The organism is Curtobacterium sp. L3-7, assembly GCF_048756585.1.
GTDB lineage: Bacteria > Actinomycetota > Actinomycetes > Actinomycetales > Microbacteriaceae > Curtobacterium.
Map to the genome: position 1 here is coordinate 532,775 of NZ_CP151474.1, position 13,451 is coordinate 546,225.

Here is a 13,451-nt window from a genome sequence, read left to right on the forward strand (position 1 = left end):
ATGATGTCGTGACCGATGCGACGACGACGGTGTTCGGGCGAGACGTACGGACGTGGTCGACCCGACCGGGCGAACGGCTCGCCCGCGCGCACCGGAAGGTCGCGCAACGGGTCGGCGGGCGCGCGGCGTCCACGCTCGGCCTCGTCGCCGGAGGCGTCGTCATCGCGATGAGCACCGCCGCCGCGATCGCCGTCTACGACGACGTGACCGGTCGGTCCGGGGTACAGCGACTCGACGGTCCGGCGCTCCGACTCGCGAAGCGCCTCCGCTCACCGTCGGTCAACACCGCCGCCGGCTCGATCGCGTACGGGTTCGGACCGGTCGGCATGCCACTGCTCACGCTCGGGACCGGCGCCGTGTTGGCGCTGCGGTCCCGCAGCGCCACACCGCTCGCGTTCGTCGCGGCTGCCGGCGGTGGCTCCCTGACGATGACGTTGCTCGGGAAGCGGATCGTCCACCGCAACCGGCCGCCCCGTCGCGAAGCGGCGCCGCCGTACGAACACTCGCCGTCGTTCCCGTCCGGACACACCATCAACGCGGCCTCGGTCGGCGCGGTCGTCGCGTACCTGCTCATGCTGCAGCAGCGGCGGCGAGGGAACGAGGTCGCCCTCGCCACCGCCGCCGGCACGACCATCGCCGCAGTGGGAGCGTCCCGGGTCCTGCTCGGCGCGCACTGGTTCACCGACGTCGTGATGGGGTGGACCACCGGCCTCGGCTGGGCGACCGCGGTCATCACCGCGCACCGACTCCACCTGTCGCTCTCCGAGGACCGGGCGGGCGACGCGGGCCAGGCCGACTGAACGGACGACGGGAGGCGCGGTGCCAGCTGGCACCGCGCCTCCCGTCCTGCGTCGTGACCGGGTCAGACCGCCGCGGTCGCCTCGTCACGGTGCGGCAGCTTCCAGCCCGGCCGCACGAAGTGGCAGGTGTACCCGGCCGGGTACTTCTCGAGGTAGTCCTGGTGCTCCTCCTCGGCCTCCCAGAAGGCTCCGGCGGGCTCCACCTCGGTGACGACCGGGCCTGGCCAGATCCCCGAGGCGTCGACGTCCGCGATCGTGTCGCGTGCGACCCGCTCCTGCTCGGGCGACGTGAAGAAGATCGCCGACCGGTAGCTGCGGCCGACGTCGTTGCCCTGGCGGTCCTTCGTCGACGGGTCGTGGATCTGGAAGAAGAACTCGAGCAGGTCGCGGTACGAGATCACGGACGGGTCGAACACGATCTCGACCGACTCAGCATGGTCGCCGTGGTTCCGGTAGGTCGCGTTCGGGGTGTCGCCACCCGAGTAACCGACGCGGGTGCTGATGACGCCGGGTCGACGACGGAGGAGCTGCTGCGCTCCCCAGAAGCAGCCGCCGGCGAGGATGGCGGTTTCGGTGGTGGTCATGCTGGCCTCCTTCAGTCGTGCCACTGGTTCGGGCACTGCTCGGTGCAACACGGGACGGGCGTTCCCTGTTCCCGTCGTCGGGGGCAGAGTCGGATCATGTCATCCTCCCGCCGGCTGCTGCGCGCCTCTCGATGCCGATCCTGGTGCTCGATGCCCGACACGATGCGCGGCGGGTGCCGGAGGACGGGATCGACGTGGCGAGCAGGCTCCGGGACGCGGGCGCCACCGTCCAGCACACGACACCCGATGTCGGCCACGGCATCACGCCTGCCGACGAGGACGTGGTGCGCGCCTGGCTCGCTCAGCAGATCCCTTGACAAGACCGTCGACAACGGCAACCATTTGGTTGCATGAAGGATCGCATCGAGTCGAGCGTGGACATCACCGCCAGCCGTGCGCGAGTGTGGGAACTCGTCTCCGAGCCCGGGTGGTGGATCAACACCGGCACCCTCGGCGGCCATCGGATCGAGCGCAGTGGAGCGGAGTGGACGGTGACCGATGCCACGCTCGGTGCCTTCACGGTCGGCGTCGTCGCGCTGGAACCGATGACGAGGGCGGTCTTCACGTGGCAACCCGGGGGCGACGACGTCCCGCGCACGACGGTGGAGTTCACGCTGACGACCGTTGATCCGGACACCGTGCGCGTGTCCGTCGTGGAGAGTGGCTTCGCGCAGATGGACCCGGATCAGCACCGACGCAACTACGGGGACAACGTGTCCGGCTGGACCGAGGAGCTCGGGCTGCTCCGGCAGCGGTCGGAGCGCGAGTCCGATGCCCCTCGCCCCTGAGACGCGGAGCGTCCTCGCCGCGCTCTCGGACCCCACCCGTGTCACCATCTTCGACGCCCTGTCGCGCTCTCCCGCGAGCATCACGACGCTGTCGCGCGATCTGCCCATCACGCGTCAGGCGACGACCAAGCACCTCGCGGTCCTCGAGACGGTCGGCCTGGTCCGGTCGCAACGCGTCGGACGCCAGACCGTCTACGAAGCCGTGACCGCACCCTTGGAGCCGGCCGTCGCCGACCTTTCGGAGTCCGTCTCCACCTGGACCAGCCAGCTCGCCCTGCTGAAGCGGGTGGCCGAAGCGCAGCCGTGACCGCTCGTCACGCGTTCCGACCGCCGGACGGGAGGCACGGGTCGGGCCCGCACCGAGCCTCCAGTCCGGCAGGTGGCGGTGCGTTCACCGCCGGTCCCGCTGACGGATCAGGCGCGGCTGGCGCGTCGGCGGTGGCGGGCGACCACGGTGAGTGCGGTGCCGGCGGCGAGCAGCGCTCCCGCGATCCCGAGGGGGACGGTGGGGTCGCTGCCGGTGTAGGCGAGCTCACGGCCCGGTCCGTTGCCGGCGCGGACGGCTGCCGCGGTCGGCGTGGACTGGGCGGGCGTCGGCGCGGCTGCTGACGGCGTGGGGGTCGCGGCGGCGCTCGGTTGCACGGTGATGGTGACCGTCTGCGTGTCGTTCGGCGCCGTCCCGTTGGACGCGGTGATCGTCACCGTCGAGGTTCCCGGCGTCGTCGGTGTCCCACTGATGACGCCGGTCGTGCTGTCGATCGTGAGCCCCGCCGGCAGCCCGGCCGCGGTGTACGTCGGGGTCGGGGTGCCCGTCGCGGTCACGGTGTACGAGTAGGGCGTCCCGGCGGTGGCCGGAGTGGGTGCTCCGGAGGAGATCACCGGCGCGGTCGTCTCCGAGGGAGTTCCCGGGGTGGGGCAGCCGCTCGAGGCGGTGATCGTGTTCGTGTCGAGCGTCACCGCGCCGGTGCGGGCGAGCAGGCGTCCGACGACGGTGGCGCCGGTGGTCGCGGTCACGGACTGCTGGGCGAGGACGGTGCCCTGGAACTGTGCGCCGCTGCCGAGGGTCGCGGAGCTGCCCACCTGCCAGAACACGTTGCACGCGTTCGCGCCGCCCGTGATGGTGATGCGGCTCCCGGATCCGATCGTCAGCGTCGACGCGGCTTGGAAGACCCACACCGAGTTCGCACTGCCGGCCAGGGTGAGTGCGCCGGTGTCCGCGAGCTGCAGCGCTCCACCGGAGTACACGCCGGGGGAGAGCGACAACCCGTCGAGCTCGGTGATGCCGGTCCGGGTCGGGGTGAGCGACGCAGCCACGTCGTACGCCGTCGTCGTGTCCCGCTGTGCCTGCGCAGCGGCCGCGTCGGTCTGGTGCACGGTGCCGTTGACGACGCCGTTCGGTGCGGTGCCGAACCCGGTGATCGACGTGCCGGGGGACACCCCGAGGTCACCGTTGACGACGGAGGGGCCGGTGTTGGTGACGGCGCTGGCGCCGAGGACGCCGTACGTCGACGCGGTGCCGAGGCCCACCGGACCGTCGATCACCGTGGCTGCCGATGCGGACGAGGGTGCGGTCACCGCCAGGCACGCGGCGAGACCGAGGCCCGTGAGGACGAGGAGGACCGGTTGGAAGGAACGGGACGTTGCCATCGGAGGCCTCTGTCTGAGCGGGAGAGGCACAAAGCGAACGTCGACGACGCGAACATGATCTCCGGTCTCCGCAGTATGCGCGTCATCCACCCCGAATGGTGAGGATCGCCCGGATCGCAGGCGAACGGTCAGGAACGTCCGGTCCGGAACGTCGGTTCCGGCCGTGCCAGACGGGAGGTTCGGTACCCGATTCCGTACCTCCCGTCTGTCACTCGCCCGCTCGGCCATCGGCCGCGTGCGCTCCACCAGACCCGAATCCGGTGGAGGTCTCAGTGCCGGTACAGCGTGTCTCGCGTCACGATGGCGAAGTCCCGCAGGAGGTCCGTCTCCACGGTGTCCTCCCGGCGTGGCGCCGAGTCGAACACGCAGACCGCGCCGATGCGCGTTCCGTCGAGGTCCTCGAGCGGGTGGCCCCCGTAGAAGCGGATGGGTCCCCGTCGCACGACCGGCGGGCGATCGGGATCCCACGCGTCACCGACGACCATCGGTCCGGAACGCAGCACCGTCGAGCGGCAGAACGAGTCCTGCAGCGCCGCGGTGCCTCGTGGCAGCCACAGGCTCGCCGCGGACCACTGCCGTCCCGCGGGCAGCAACGTGATGGCGGCTCCTTCCGTCTCGAAGAGCACCGCCATCTGCTGCACGATCCGGTCGAGCGCAGAGTCCGCTGGTGCGTCCACGATGCCGAGGCGACGGATCGCGTCGTAGCGGTGCTCGAACGGCTGCGGCTTCGAACGGAGCCACTGCGGACTGCCGGCACGGGCACGTTGTTGCTCGAGCAGGAGGTGCGTCACCTCCAGGAACAGCGCAGGGGCCGTCGCGTCCGGTGCGGTGTCGAGCACGACCAGGTCGTGCCGTGCCTGTTGCAGCGCGGTCACGAGGCCGGTCTGGTCCCCCTTGTGCGCGAGCGCGACCACGATCTCCGCGGTCGGTGCCAGATGCGGGCGCAGTTGGTCGACCAGGACGAGGGCTTGTCGGGCAGCACCGACCACCGCGGTGTTCGTCGTGCGGCTGTGGACGACGCTGCCCGACAGGCAGACCACCACGACGTCGTAGTTGTCGAGGTGCATCCCGACGCCCGCCGAGAGCAGCGTCATCCCGGTCCAGCTCGACCAGGGCACCGCGGTGACGTCGGCACCCCGTCCTGTCCGTGCGCCGAGCGCGTTCGCAGTCCTCAGGGCGGCGTCGTGCAGCGAGTCCTCGGCGGCGAGGACCGCATCGCCGAAGACGAGGATCCGGTCGCGGTCCAGGCCGCTCGCGGACGCGGTCACGACACGCGGCGGCTGGGCGTGACTGCGGGGCTGCGGGGTGCCCGTCATCGTCATGGTCGACCTTCCTCTCCGAGTGAGCTGCGCTTCGATGGAAGTCGACGGTAGGCAGCCCGATGACCTCGGACCATCCGGTGCGCGCAGGATCACTGTCAGCGAGCGCGGGATCGTGGCCGATCGGCACGAGCGCCGCCGGTAGAGTCGCCGGATGGCCAGGCCCGCGTCGGAGATGTTCGCCACGCATCGCGTCGCCGACAGCACGACCGCCGACGAGGCCGCGGCCGTGCTCAGCGACGTGTTCCTCCCGGTGCGGGTCGCCCCGTCCGTGTCGTCCCCTGACCTTCGGATGCAGCTGAACGCGGTCGTCGCTGGGCGGATCACCTTCGGGTACATGCGCTTCCGTGAGGCCGTCCACATCCGCACCGCGGAGCCCACCGACTACCACCTCGACATCCCGATCCAGTCCGAGATGACCATGCGCGCTGCCCGGGGGACGCAGGTCCGAGGAACGAATCAGATCGCGGGGCTCTTCATGCCTGGCCGTTCCGTGGAGCTCGACTGCGGCGACTGGTTCGCGCAGGTCGCCGTCATGATCCCGGAGCGCGACCTCGAGACCGAGCTGCAGCTCCTCCTGGACACGCCTGTCTCAGCGCCGCTCGAGTTCGACGGCGTGTTCGACCTCACGACCGACGGCGGCCGGGCGGTGTCGCAGGCCGTCCGGCTCGTCGACGAAGGCTCACGGCAGACGGCCGGTCTCCTTGCGCACCCACTCGCCGTGCGGGGCCTCGAGCAGGTGTTCCTGCACAGTCTCCTGCTCGGGCAGCCGCACAACCACTCGGTCGCACTCGCCATCCCGAGAGGCAGCTCCGGGGCTCGATCGGTGTCCCGCGCTGTCGAGATGCTCCGTCACGATCCGGCGCGTGCGTGGACCGTGGGGGAACTCGCCTCCGCCGTCTCGACGAGTGTCCGCAGTCTCCAGGAGGGCTTCCGTCGGACGCTCGACACGACGCCCATGGCCTACCTGCGTCGGCTCCGGTTGGAGCTGGCGCGTGAGGACCTCATCGCCGCCGGTCCGGGCGTCTCCGTGTCCGACGTCGCCGCCCGCTGGGGTTTCCTGCACGTCAGTCGTTTCGCCGCGGAGTACGCCGCACGCTTCGCCGAACTGCCGTCTGCGACCCTGCGGGGAGCACCGAGAACGGGTCGCTAGTGGACCGGTCGGCGCGCCTGCTGGACTCGGTACGCGCGCGACGCAGACCGCCGACGGAGTCGAGCCGTCGGTCATCGAGGACGATGCTCACGGGCGGGCGTCCACTGCCGTCATCTGCTCGGAGATCGACCAGAGGCGTGCCGCGGTCTCCGGGTCCTGGGCTTGCTTCGACCGGCCGATGACCTCGGCCCCGCCGCGCATGTGCATCATGCGCTGTGGTCCGACGAAGGTCCCGCCCCGCAGGTCGGCGGTCGCGGCCAGGAGGGACGGCAGCGCACCGTCCTCCGGCTCCTGCCCGAGGATCGGGACGAGACGGTCCCACAGGTTGGGGCGCTGTCCGGCCGGTCGCTGGTAGATGGCCGTCTTCACCAGGCCGGGGTGGGCGGCGAACGCGCGCACGTGGGAACCCGAGGCCAGGAGGCGCCGGTCGAGTTCGGAGGTGAACAGCAGGTTGGCGAGCTTGGAATCGGCGTACGCGCGGCCGCCGTTGTAGGTGCGCCGGTACCAGTCGAGGTCGGTGAGGTCCAGCCGGGCCATGCGTTCCGCCTGGGAGGCGACGGTGACGATCCGGTCGGTGATCCGCGGCAGGAGCAGCGTCGTCAGCAGGAAGTGCCCGAGGTGGTTCGTCCCGAACTGGAGTTCGTGCCCGTCCGCCGTCCGCTGCAGGTCCTTGGACTCGACTCCGGCGTTGTTGACGAGGATCGCGACGGGCTCGTCGACGCCCCCCGCGAAGGCCTCGACCGTCTCGAGCCTGGCGAGGTCGAGGTGACGAACCCGATGGGTTCCGCGGGTGCCGGGGAGCTCGGATGCGACCGCGCGCCCCTTCTCCTCGTTGCGGACCGCGAGGATGACGCGCGCTCCTGACTCGGCCAATGCGACGGCGGTCGCTCGGCCGATGCCGCTCGTGCCGCCGGTGATGATCACTGTCTCGTCGGTCGGAGCGCGACCGGTCCTAATGTCGTCCATGTCGCCAATGTAGACAGTGACCACTTTGTTGTCAACGTCTACACTGGAGTCATGAGTGGGCAAGCACGTCCGTACCACCACGGGTCACTCCGACAGGAGCTCGTGCGGGAAGGCCGCGCGCTCCTCATCGAAGAAGGGGAGCACGCCGTGACGGTGCGGGAGCTCGCGCGCCGCGTCGGTGTCAGTCACGGGGCACCGCTGCGGCACTTCCGCGACCGCGGCGCCGTCCTCGACGCGATCGCCGCAGACGGCTTCGACGAGCTGCGCGGTCACCTGGAAGTCGCTCGTGGCACCGGGGACCTCGAAGGCCGTCTCACCGAGTACGTCCGAGCACACGTCCGGTTCGCCCAGCAGAACGGTCCTCTCGTCCAGCTGATGTTCACGTCGACCGACGACGGCTCGCGCACCGAGCGCGACCCGGAGTCGCAGTCCGCGGCGGAGCGGTTCTTCGCGCTGGGCGCCGAACTGCTCGGTGAGCGCGACCCGGGGTCGATGGGCCCGGTTCCCTTCCTGCTCGCAGCGACGACCGAGGGCATCAGCGCACTGGCAGCAGCCGGCCGGATTCCGCCGGATCGTGTGGACGAGGTCGTCGTCACGGCCGTGCGGATGCTCCTGCCGCAGATCGAGGAGCAGCTCGGCGGCGCCACCAGGGCGTGACGAGCGCCCGGTTCGCCGGGATCCCGTCACGCCGGCAGCAGCGACTCAGACGCGGCCGAGCATCGCCTCGTTGAGGACGGTACCGCCGAGCATCCAGCCGCCGTCGGCGACCTCGTCGAGGATCACGAGCGTCGTCGGGCGCGCTCGCTCGCCGTACACGTCGACGATGGCGTCCGTGACCGCGTCCTGCAGCTGCTTCTTCGACTCGGCGGTCAGGGTGTCAGCGGGGACCTTGATGTTGGCGAAGGGCATGGTGTTCCTCTCGGTTGGGGTGTCCCGGACGGTCCGGGGGTCAGAGTGCGGCGTTCGAGGACATGAGGTCCTCGATGCCGACGCGGCGGTAGGACTCGGCTCGGATGCGGTCCGCGACCGCCGAGCCGGACATCAGACCATCCCGCCGTTCGCACGGATCGTCTGGCCGTTGACCCAGTGGCCGTCGGGCCCGGCGAGGAACGCGACGACACCGGCGATGTCCTCCGGCGTGCCGAGGCGCTCGAGGGGCGGGACCTTCGCGAGCGTGTCGATCTGTTCCTGTGTCTTGCCGTCGAGGAAGAGCTCGGTCGCCGTCGGGCCCGGCGCGACCACGTTCGCGGTGACGTCCCGACCGCGGAGTTCCTTCGCCAGGATCATCGTCATGCCCTCGACGGCGCTCTTGCTCGCGGCGTAGGCACCGTAGGTCGGGAACTGCGTCCCGACGACCGAGGTCGACATGGACACGAACGCGCCACCGGACCGCAGACGACGGGCGGCCTGCTGCGCGACGACGAAGGTGCCGCGGATGTTCGTCCGGTGCAGTGCGTCGAGGACATCGAGGTCCTGGTCGGCGATCGTCGACAGTGCGAGCCGTCCAGCGGAGTGGACGACGACGTCGACGCCGCCGTGGTCGGCCTCGATCCGGTCGAACATCGCGGCGACGGCGTGCTCGTCGGCCACATCGGCCTGCACGGCGACGGCGCGACCGCCAGCGGCTTCGATCTCCTCGACGGTGGCGGCGGCGGCCGCTGACCCGCTGGCGTGGTTCACGACGACGGTGAAGCCATCCGCCGCCAAGCGGGTCGCGACCGCGCGGCCGATGCCGCGGGAGCCACCCGTGACCACGGCGACGCGTTGTGGAGTGCTGCTCATTGCGGTTCCTTTCAGTGATATGCGCTCGTGATTTCAGCGCTATCCGCAGAGTAGCACGGTTACGATCACTGATAGCACCTGCGCTACGATCACTCCATGGCCCGATCTGACGAAGCACTCCGGAACGCGCTGCTCCGCGCGGCGGAGGAGCAACTCATCGCAGCTCCCGACGGCGACATCGCCACCCGTGCCGTCTGCGAAGCGGTCGGCGTGACCCAACCCGTCCTCTACCGCCTCTTCGGTGACAAGCGTGGGCTGCTCGACGCCCTCGCCGACGCGGGACTGCAGCGGTACGCGGCTCGGAAGGCCGAGCTCGAGGTGTCCGACGACCCGTCAGCGGACCTGCGCCGCGGCTGGGACGACCACCTCGCGTTCGCACGCGAGCACGCGGCGCTCTACCGACTGATGTTCGCTCCCCGGCCGTGGGCGAGCAGTTCGGCGCGAGACGGCGTGACGGCGTTGCTCGAACGGACGCTGACCCGCTGCGCGGCCGCCGGCGTGCTCCGTGTCGACGTCGGCGTTGCGGCGACGATGCTGCTCGCCGCGAACGTCGGACTCGCGCTCGACCGGATGGACACGAACGGCCGTGACGACTCCGACGACGTCGCCGACGCGCTCCGGAACGCGGTCCTCGACGCGGTTCTGCTGGGCTCGTCCAGCGGGGACCAGCACGACGTCGACGCGGCCTCCCGACGTCAGCTCCGCGCGCGGCTCGAGGCAGGCGGATCGACCGCCCTGCTCCCGGAGGAATCCGCTCTCATGCGGCTGTGGCTCGACCGACTCGATTCCGAGGCGGACTCCCGGTGATCTCCACCTTCCTCGTCGAACACGCACCGCTCGTCCGCCCCGCGTTCTGGGTGGCGGTCGCCGTCGCGGTCGCGCTCGCATGGTTCCTCCACCGCCTGCGGCTCCGCGGCGTGCTGCTGGGACTGTCCGGGGCGTCGCTCGTCGCGGTGCTCGTGCTGACCCTGCTGCCCGACGGCGCCCGGTCGGGAGGCATCACCTGCACCGTGCAGTTCTCCGCGCGGTTCCAGGGCATCGACACGCTCGCCAACGTCGCGATGCTGCTGCCGCTCGTGCTCTTCCTCGGAACGGCGACGAACCGCCCCCTCGTCGTCCTCGTCGGTGCGCTCGTGCTCTCCGTCTCGATCGAGGTCGTGCAGGCGCTCGCGCCGGTGCTCGGTCGTCGCTGCGACACGAACGACTGGTTCATGAACGCCGTCGGAGCACTCCTCGCCGCCCTCGTCGCCCTCGTCATCTGCAAGGCCGATCGACGTCGCAGGACCGCGAGGTCCGCGCTCGGCAGCTGACCAGGGCGCCGCGACGTCCGAGTGGCTACGGCAGGAGCGCGCGGAGCCGCTCGGCGTCGACGGACCCCGCGTCCGCGTGGTGGACCACGAGCGCCAGACCGTCCGTGCCGCTGACCTCCAGACGGTCGCGGTTCAGGGTGAGCGGCCCGACGTGCGGGTGCACGATCCGCACCGTTCCGCTGCTCTGCCCCTGCACCTCGTGCCGCGCCCACAGTTCACGGAACCGCGGGTTCCCGGCGAGCGCCGTGATCAGCTCCTCGAAGCGCCGATCGCCGTCGTTGCCGATGACCTGCCGCAAGCTCCCGACGAAGCACTCGGTCACGCTCTCCCAGTCCGGGTACATCGCCTGCTCGGACGGGTCCTCGAACAGCGCGAGCAACTGGTTGCCACCGACGTCGAACCCGGTCGAGAGGGCCCGAGCCCACTCGTTCGACGCGATGACGTCGAAGTGTCGGTCCTCGATGAACGCCGGCTGGTCGATCGAGTCGAGGAGCTTCCGGACGCTGTCCGGCACCTCGGTCGCTCCCTGCCGCGGACGACGGTGCGCCGGGTCGCCGCCTCCGAGGCCGAGCAGGTGCGCACGGTGGTCGTCGTCGAGCCGGAGGACGCGGGCCAGGGAATCGAGCACCTGCACCGACGGGTTCCGGTCGCGTCCCTTCTCGAGCCGCAGGTAGTAGTCGGCACTGATGCCGGCGAGCATCGCCACCTCCTCGCGGCGGAGGCCGGGCACCCGCCGGACGCCGATCACGGAGATGCCGGCGACCTCCGGCGTGACGAGCTCTCGACGGGCCCGGAGATACTCCCCGAGGGGGTTACTCCGCCCGGCAGGAGGGCGCTGGTCGAGCGGGGGTCCCGCGGGACCCCCGGGACGAGAGGGCTCTGGGAGCAGGACGTCAGCGCGCATACCGTCGACAACGGCCGACCCCGGCACAGCATTTCGAGAGGACCCACGCATGACCGTCACCCTGATCACCGGCGCCAACAAGGGCATCGGCTTCGCGACCGCCCGCCAGCTCACCGACCTGGGGCACACCGTCTACATCGGCGCACGCGATGCCGAACGCGGTGCCAGGGCGGCCGAGTCGATCGGAGCGCGGTCGGTGCAGCTCGACGTGACCGACGACGACTCGGTCCGCGCCGCCCTCGCCACGATCGACGCCGCCGAGGGTCGCCTCGACGTGCTCGTCCACAACGCGGGCGTGCTCGACACCACGATCGACGGCCCGACCGCCCTCCGCGCGTTCGACACGAACGCCGTCGGGATCGTCCGGGTCACCGAGGCGGCGCTCCCGCTCCTGCAGCGCTCCGACGACCCGAACGTCGTCACGGTGTCGAGCAGCCTCGGCTCGTTCTGGGCGGTGACCAACCCGGAGCGCGTCGAGTCGACCCTGCCGTTGCCGCTGTACTCCGCGTCGAAGGCGGCGGCCACGATGCTGACCGTGCAGTACGCGAAGGCACACCCCGCGATCCGGTTCAACGCCGTCGAGCCGGGCCCGACCGCGACGGACATGACCGCGGGGTTCGGCATCGGCCGACCGGTCGAGGAGAGCGCACGGGTCGTCGTCCGCCTCGCGACGCTCGGCGCGGACGGCCCGACGGGCACCCTCCAGGACGAAGGCGGCCCACTCGCCTGGTGACGGAGCGACGGGACCATCACCGGACTGGAGGCACGGTGCGGGCCCGCACCGAGCCTCCAGTCCGGTGGGCACTCGCGACCGTCAGCTCGCGGCGACCACCGAGTAGGCGGTGTCCCGCCCCGCCTCGTGCTCGGTGAGGCGCGCCTGGAGCGCCCCTCGGACGTCCTCGTAGGTGTCCGAGCCGAGCGGCACCCGGAGCACCGTCGAGCCGGAGTCCACGTGCGCGACGATCGCGGCGGCGATCTTGTGCGGGTCGTTCGGCAGCGGGAACCCGCCGTCCGCCAGCGCGCGCCGGACGTCACCGGCAGGGGTCGCGTCGTACGCCTCCATGACGGGCGCACGGTCCAGCCCGCTCCCGAAGCCGGTGGGCGTCGCGCCGGGCTCGACGATGGTCACGGTGATGCCGAACGGGGCCACCTCGGCGGCGAGGGTCTGCGCGAAGCCCTCGATGCCCCACTTCGACGCGTGGTAGTAGCTGAAGTTCGGGTACGTGGTCTGTCCACCGGCGGTCGAGACCTGCACGATGTGCCCAGAACCCTGCGCCCGGAGATGGGGGAGGGCCGCGCGGACGACCCGGATCGAACCGAGCAGGTTCGTGTCGACGACGCGCTCGATCTGCTCGTCCGACGCCTCCTCCACCGAAGCGAAGACGCCGTAGCCGGCGTTGTTCACGACGACGTCGATCGAGCCGAGCTCGGCGAACGCACGGTCGACGACCTCGCGGACCTCGTCGGGATCCGTGACGTCCAACCGCGCGACCCAGAGGCGGTCGCCGAAGCGCTCGCGGAGGTCGTCGAGCGCTCCGGGCCGGCGGAGCGTCGCCGCGACGCGGTCGCCGCGGGCGAGGAGCTGTTCGGTGAGGAGCCGACCGAAGCCGGTCGACGTGCCGGTGATGAACCAGGTGGTCATGGTGTCCTTCCACGCCGGGAGTCTCTCGGCGACATGAGCACGGTAGGAGTTCGAGTCGACTCGAAGTCAAGTGCTTATGCTCGGGACATGACGACGACCCAGGAGCGCACCTTCACCATCGGCGAGGTCGGCGAGCGGACCGGGCTCACCACCCACACCCTCCGCTTCTACGAGAAGGAGGGGCTCTTCCCCATGCCGGTGCGCCGCGACTCGGCCGGCCGCCGTGTGTTCTCGGTCGAGGACGTCGAATGGCTGCGGGTCTGCACGAAGCTGCGTTCGTCCGGCATGCCGTTGCCGTCGATCCGGGCCTACGTGGAGCTCGTCGTCGCCGGACCCGGGAACGAGCACGAACGGCTCGCGGTCCTCCAGGAGCACGAGGAGAACGTCCGGCGGCAGGTGGCCGACCTGCAGGACGCGCTCGCGGTCATCCACCACAAGGTGGACCTCTACGAGCGGCGGCTCTCCGAGGGCACGGCGGACGGGCTGTGGCGGAACGGGCCGGAGTGCGACTGAGGCGCAGGCCGATCGGTCGGTCTCCCCGATGGTGCCCGCGGCG

General features: G+C 71.0%; 18 protein-coding genes. 10 read left to right on the forward strand and 8 right to left on the reverse strand.

The window, feature by feature from the left end; genetic code table 11:
- The first annotated feature begins 8 nt into the window (after positions 1 to 8).
- Complete coding sequence (locus AAEP80_RS02700; protein WP_420365861.1) at positions 9 to 800, forward strand: phosphatase PAP2 family protein; 792 nt, start codon at positions 9 to 11, stop codon at positions 798 to 800.
- Between the two features lie 62 nt (positions 801 to 862).
- On the opposite strand, the gene msrA is transcribed toward AAEP80_RS02700, so the two are convergent.
- Positions 863 to 1,384: a peptide-methionine (S)-S-oxide reductase MsrA gene (msrA, locus tag AAEP80_RS02705; RefSeq protein ID WP_413600505.1), complete on the reverse strand. Its 522-nt coding sequence runs from the start codon at positions 1,382 to 1,384 to the stop codon at positions 863 to 865.
- Positions 1,385 to 1,515: 131 nt separating this feature from the next.
- On the opposite strand from msrA, the gene AAEP80_RS02710 reads away from it, so the two are divergent.
- The 3 genes from AAEP80_RS02710 to AAEP80_RS02720 are packed head-to-tail and all read left to right on the forward strand — an operon-like array spanning position 1,516 to position 2,479.
- Positions 1,516 to 1,701, forward strand: coding sequence for a hypothetical protein (locus tag AAEP80_RS02710; protein ID WP_420365862.1), 186 nt, complete (start codon positions 1,516 to 1,518; stop codon positions 1,699 to 1,701).
- Between the two features lie 33 nt (positions 1,702 to 1,734).
- Entirely contained in the window at positions 1,735 to 2,172 is a 438-nt protein-coding gene (locus AAEP80_RS02715) for an SRPBCC domain-containing protein (protein ID WP_402727472.1), read from the forward strand.
- Positions 2,156 to 2,479 carry an ArsR/SmtB family transcription factor gene (locus AAEP80_RS02720; RefSeq protein ID WP_420365863.1) on the forward strand — a complete coding sequence of 108 codons (324 nt, stop codon included), beginning with the start codon at positions 2,156 to 2,158 and terminating at the stop codon, positions 2,477 to 2,479. The genes AAEP80_RS02715 and AAEP80_RS02720 overlap by 17 nt, the downstream gene beginning before the upstream one ends.
- A 107-nt stretch (positions 2,480 to 2,586) precedes the next feature.
- On the opposite strand, the gene AAEP80_RS02725 is transcribed toward AAEP80_RS02720, so the two are convergent.
- Both AAEP80_RS02725 and AAEP80_RS02730 read right to left on the reverse strand, forming a co-directional pair.
- On the reverse strand, positions 2,587 to 3,819 hold the full coding sequence (locus AAEP80_RS02725; RefSeq protein ID WP_420365864.1) for an ice-binding family protein: 1,233 nt from the start codon (positions 3,817 to 3,819) through the stop codon (positions 2,587 to 2,589).
- Between the two features lie 269 nt (positions 3,820 to 4,088).
- The gene (locus tag AAEP80_RS02730; protein WP_420365865.1) at positions 4,089 to 5,141 is read right to left on the reverse strand and encodes a hypothetical protein; all 1,053 of its coding nucleotides are present in this window, start codon (positions 5,139 to 5,141) and stop codon (positions 4,089 to 4,091) included.
- A gap of 151 nt (positions 5,142 to 5,292) precedes the next feature.
- Here AAEP80_RS02730 and AAEP80_RS02735 point away from each other — a divergent pair, with 151 nt between their 5' ends.
- Positions 5,293 to 6,291, forward strand: a complete 999-nt coding sequence (locus tag AAEP80_RS02735; protein WP_420365866.1) for an AraC family transcriptional regulator — start codon at positions 5,293 to 5,295, stop codon at positions 6,289 to 6,291.
- 87 nt (positions 6,292 to 6,378) lie between these two features.
- Here AAEP80_RS02735 and AAEP80_RS02740 read toward each other — a convergent pair whose 3' ends face one another.
- Positions 6,379 to 7,257: an SDR family NAD(P)-dependent oxidoreductase gene (locus AAEP80_RS02740; RefSeq protein ID WP_420365867.1), complete on the reverse strand. Its 879-nt coding sequence runs from the start codon at positions 7,255 to 7,257 to the stop codon at positions 6,379 to 6,381.
- A gap of 51 nt (positions 7,258 to 7,308) precedes the next feature.
- Between AAEP80_RS02740 and AAEP80_RS02745 the strand changes: the two genes are divergently transcribed.
- Entirely contained in the window at positions 7,309 to 7,914 is a 606-nt protein-coding gene (locus AAEP80_RS02745; RefSeq protein WP_420365868.1) for a TetR/AcrR family transcriptional regulator, read from the forward strand.
- 45 nt (positions 7,915 to 7,959) lie between these two features.
- On the opposite strand, the gene AAEP80_RS02750 is transcribed toward AAEP80_RS02745, so the two are convergent.
- Together AAEP80_RS02750 and AAEP80_RS02755 are read right to left on the reverse strand one after the other, a co-directional pair.
- Positions 7,960 to 8,166, reverse strand: a complete 207-nt coding sequence (locus AAEP80_RS02750; RefSeq protein WP_420365869.1) for a tautomerase family protein — start codon at positions 8,164 to 8,166, stop codon at positions 7,960 to 7,962.
- A gap of 132 nt (positions 8,167 to 8,298) precedes the next feature.
- The gene (locus AAEP80_RS02755) at positions 8,299 to 9,039 is read right to left on the reverse strand and encodes an SDR family oxidoreductase (protein WP_413600497.1); all 741 of its coding nucleotides are present in this window, start codon (positions 9,037 to 9,039) and stop codon (positions 8,299 to 8,301) included.
- Between the two features lie 96 nt (positions 9,040 to 9,135).
- On the opposite strand from AAEP80_RS02755, the gene AAEP80_RS02760 reads away from it, so the two are divergent.
- The gene (locus AAEP80_RS02760) at positions 9,136 to 9,846 is read left to right on the forward strand and encodes a TetR/AcrR family transcriptional regulator (protein ID WP_420365870.1); all 711 of its coding nucleotides are present in this window, start codon (positions 9,136 to 9,138) and stop codon (positions 9,844 to 9,846) included.
- Positions 9,843 to 10,349, forward strand: coding sequence for a VanZ family protein (locus tag AAEP80_RS02765; protein WP_420365871.1), 507 nt, complete (start codon positions 9,843 to 9,845; stop codon positions 10,347 to 10,349). Before AAEP80_RS02760 ends, AAEP80_RS02765 begins: the two co-directional genes overlap by 4 nt.
- A 25-nt stretch (positions 10,350 to 10,374) precedes the next feature.
- Here AAEP80_RS02765 and AAEP80_RS02770 read toward each other — a convergent pair whose 3' ends face one another.
- The gene (locus AAEP80_RS02770) at positions 10,375 to 11,238 is read right to left on the reverse strand and encodes a helix-turn-helix transcriptional regulator (RefSeq protein ID WP_420366838.1); all 864 of its coding nucleotides are present in this window, start codon (positions 11,236 to 11,238) and stop codon (positions 10,375 to 10,377) included.
- A 64-nt stretch (positions 11,239 to 11,302) separates the two neighbouring features.
- Between AAEP80_RS02770 and AAEP80_RS02775 the strand changes: the two genes are divergently transcribed.
- Positions 11,303 to 11,986 carry an SDR family NAD(P)-dependent oxidoreductase gene (locus AAEP80_RS02775; protein WP_420365872.1) on the forward strand — a complete coding sequence of 228 codons (684 nt, stop codon included), beginning with the start codon at positions 11,303 to 11,305 and terminating at the stop codon, positions 11,984 to 11,986.
- 81 nt (positions 11,987 to 12,067) lie between these two features.
- On the opposite strand, the gene AAEP80_RS02780 is transcribed toward AAEP80_RS02775, so the two are convergent.
- A complete protein-coding gene (locus AAEP80_RS02780) occupies positions 12,068 to 12,895 on the reverse strand; it encodes an SDR family oxidoreductase (RefSeq protein WP_420365873.1) in 828 nt (275 codons plus the stop codon).
- Between the two features lie 87 nt (positions 12,896 to 12,982).
- Between AAEP80_RS02780 and AAEP80_RS02785 the strand changes: the two genes are divergently transcribed.
- Positions 12,983 to 13,408: a MerR family transcriptional regulator gene (locus AAEP80_RS02785; protein WP_281266262.1), complete on the forward strand. Its 426-nt coding sequence runs from the start codon at positions 12,983 to 12,985 to the stop codon at positions 13,406 to 13,408.
- Positions 13,409 to 13,451 lie beyond the last annotated feature (43 nt).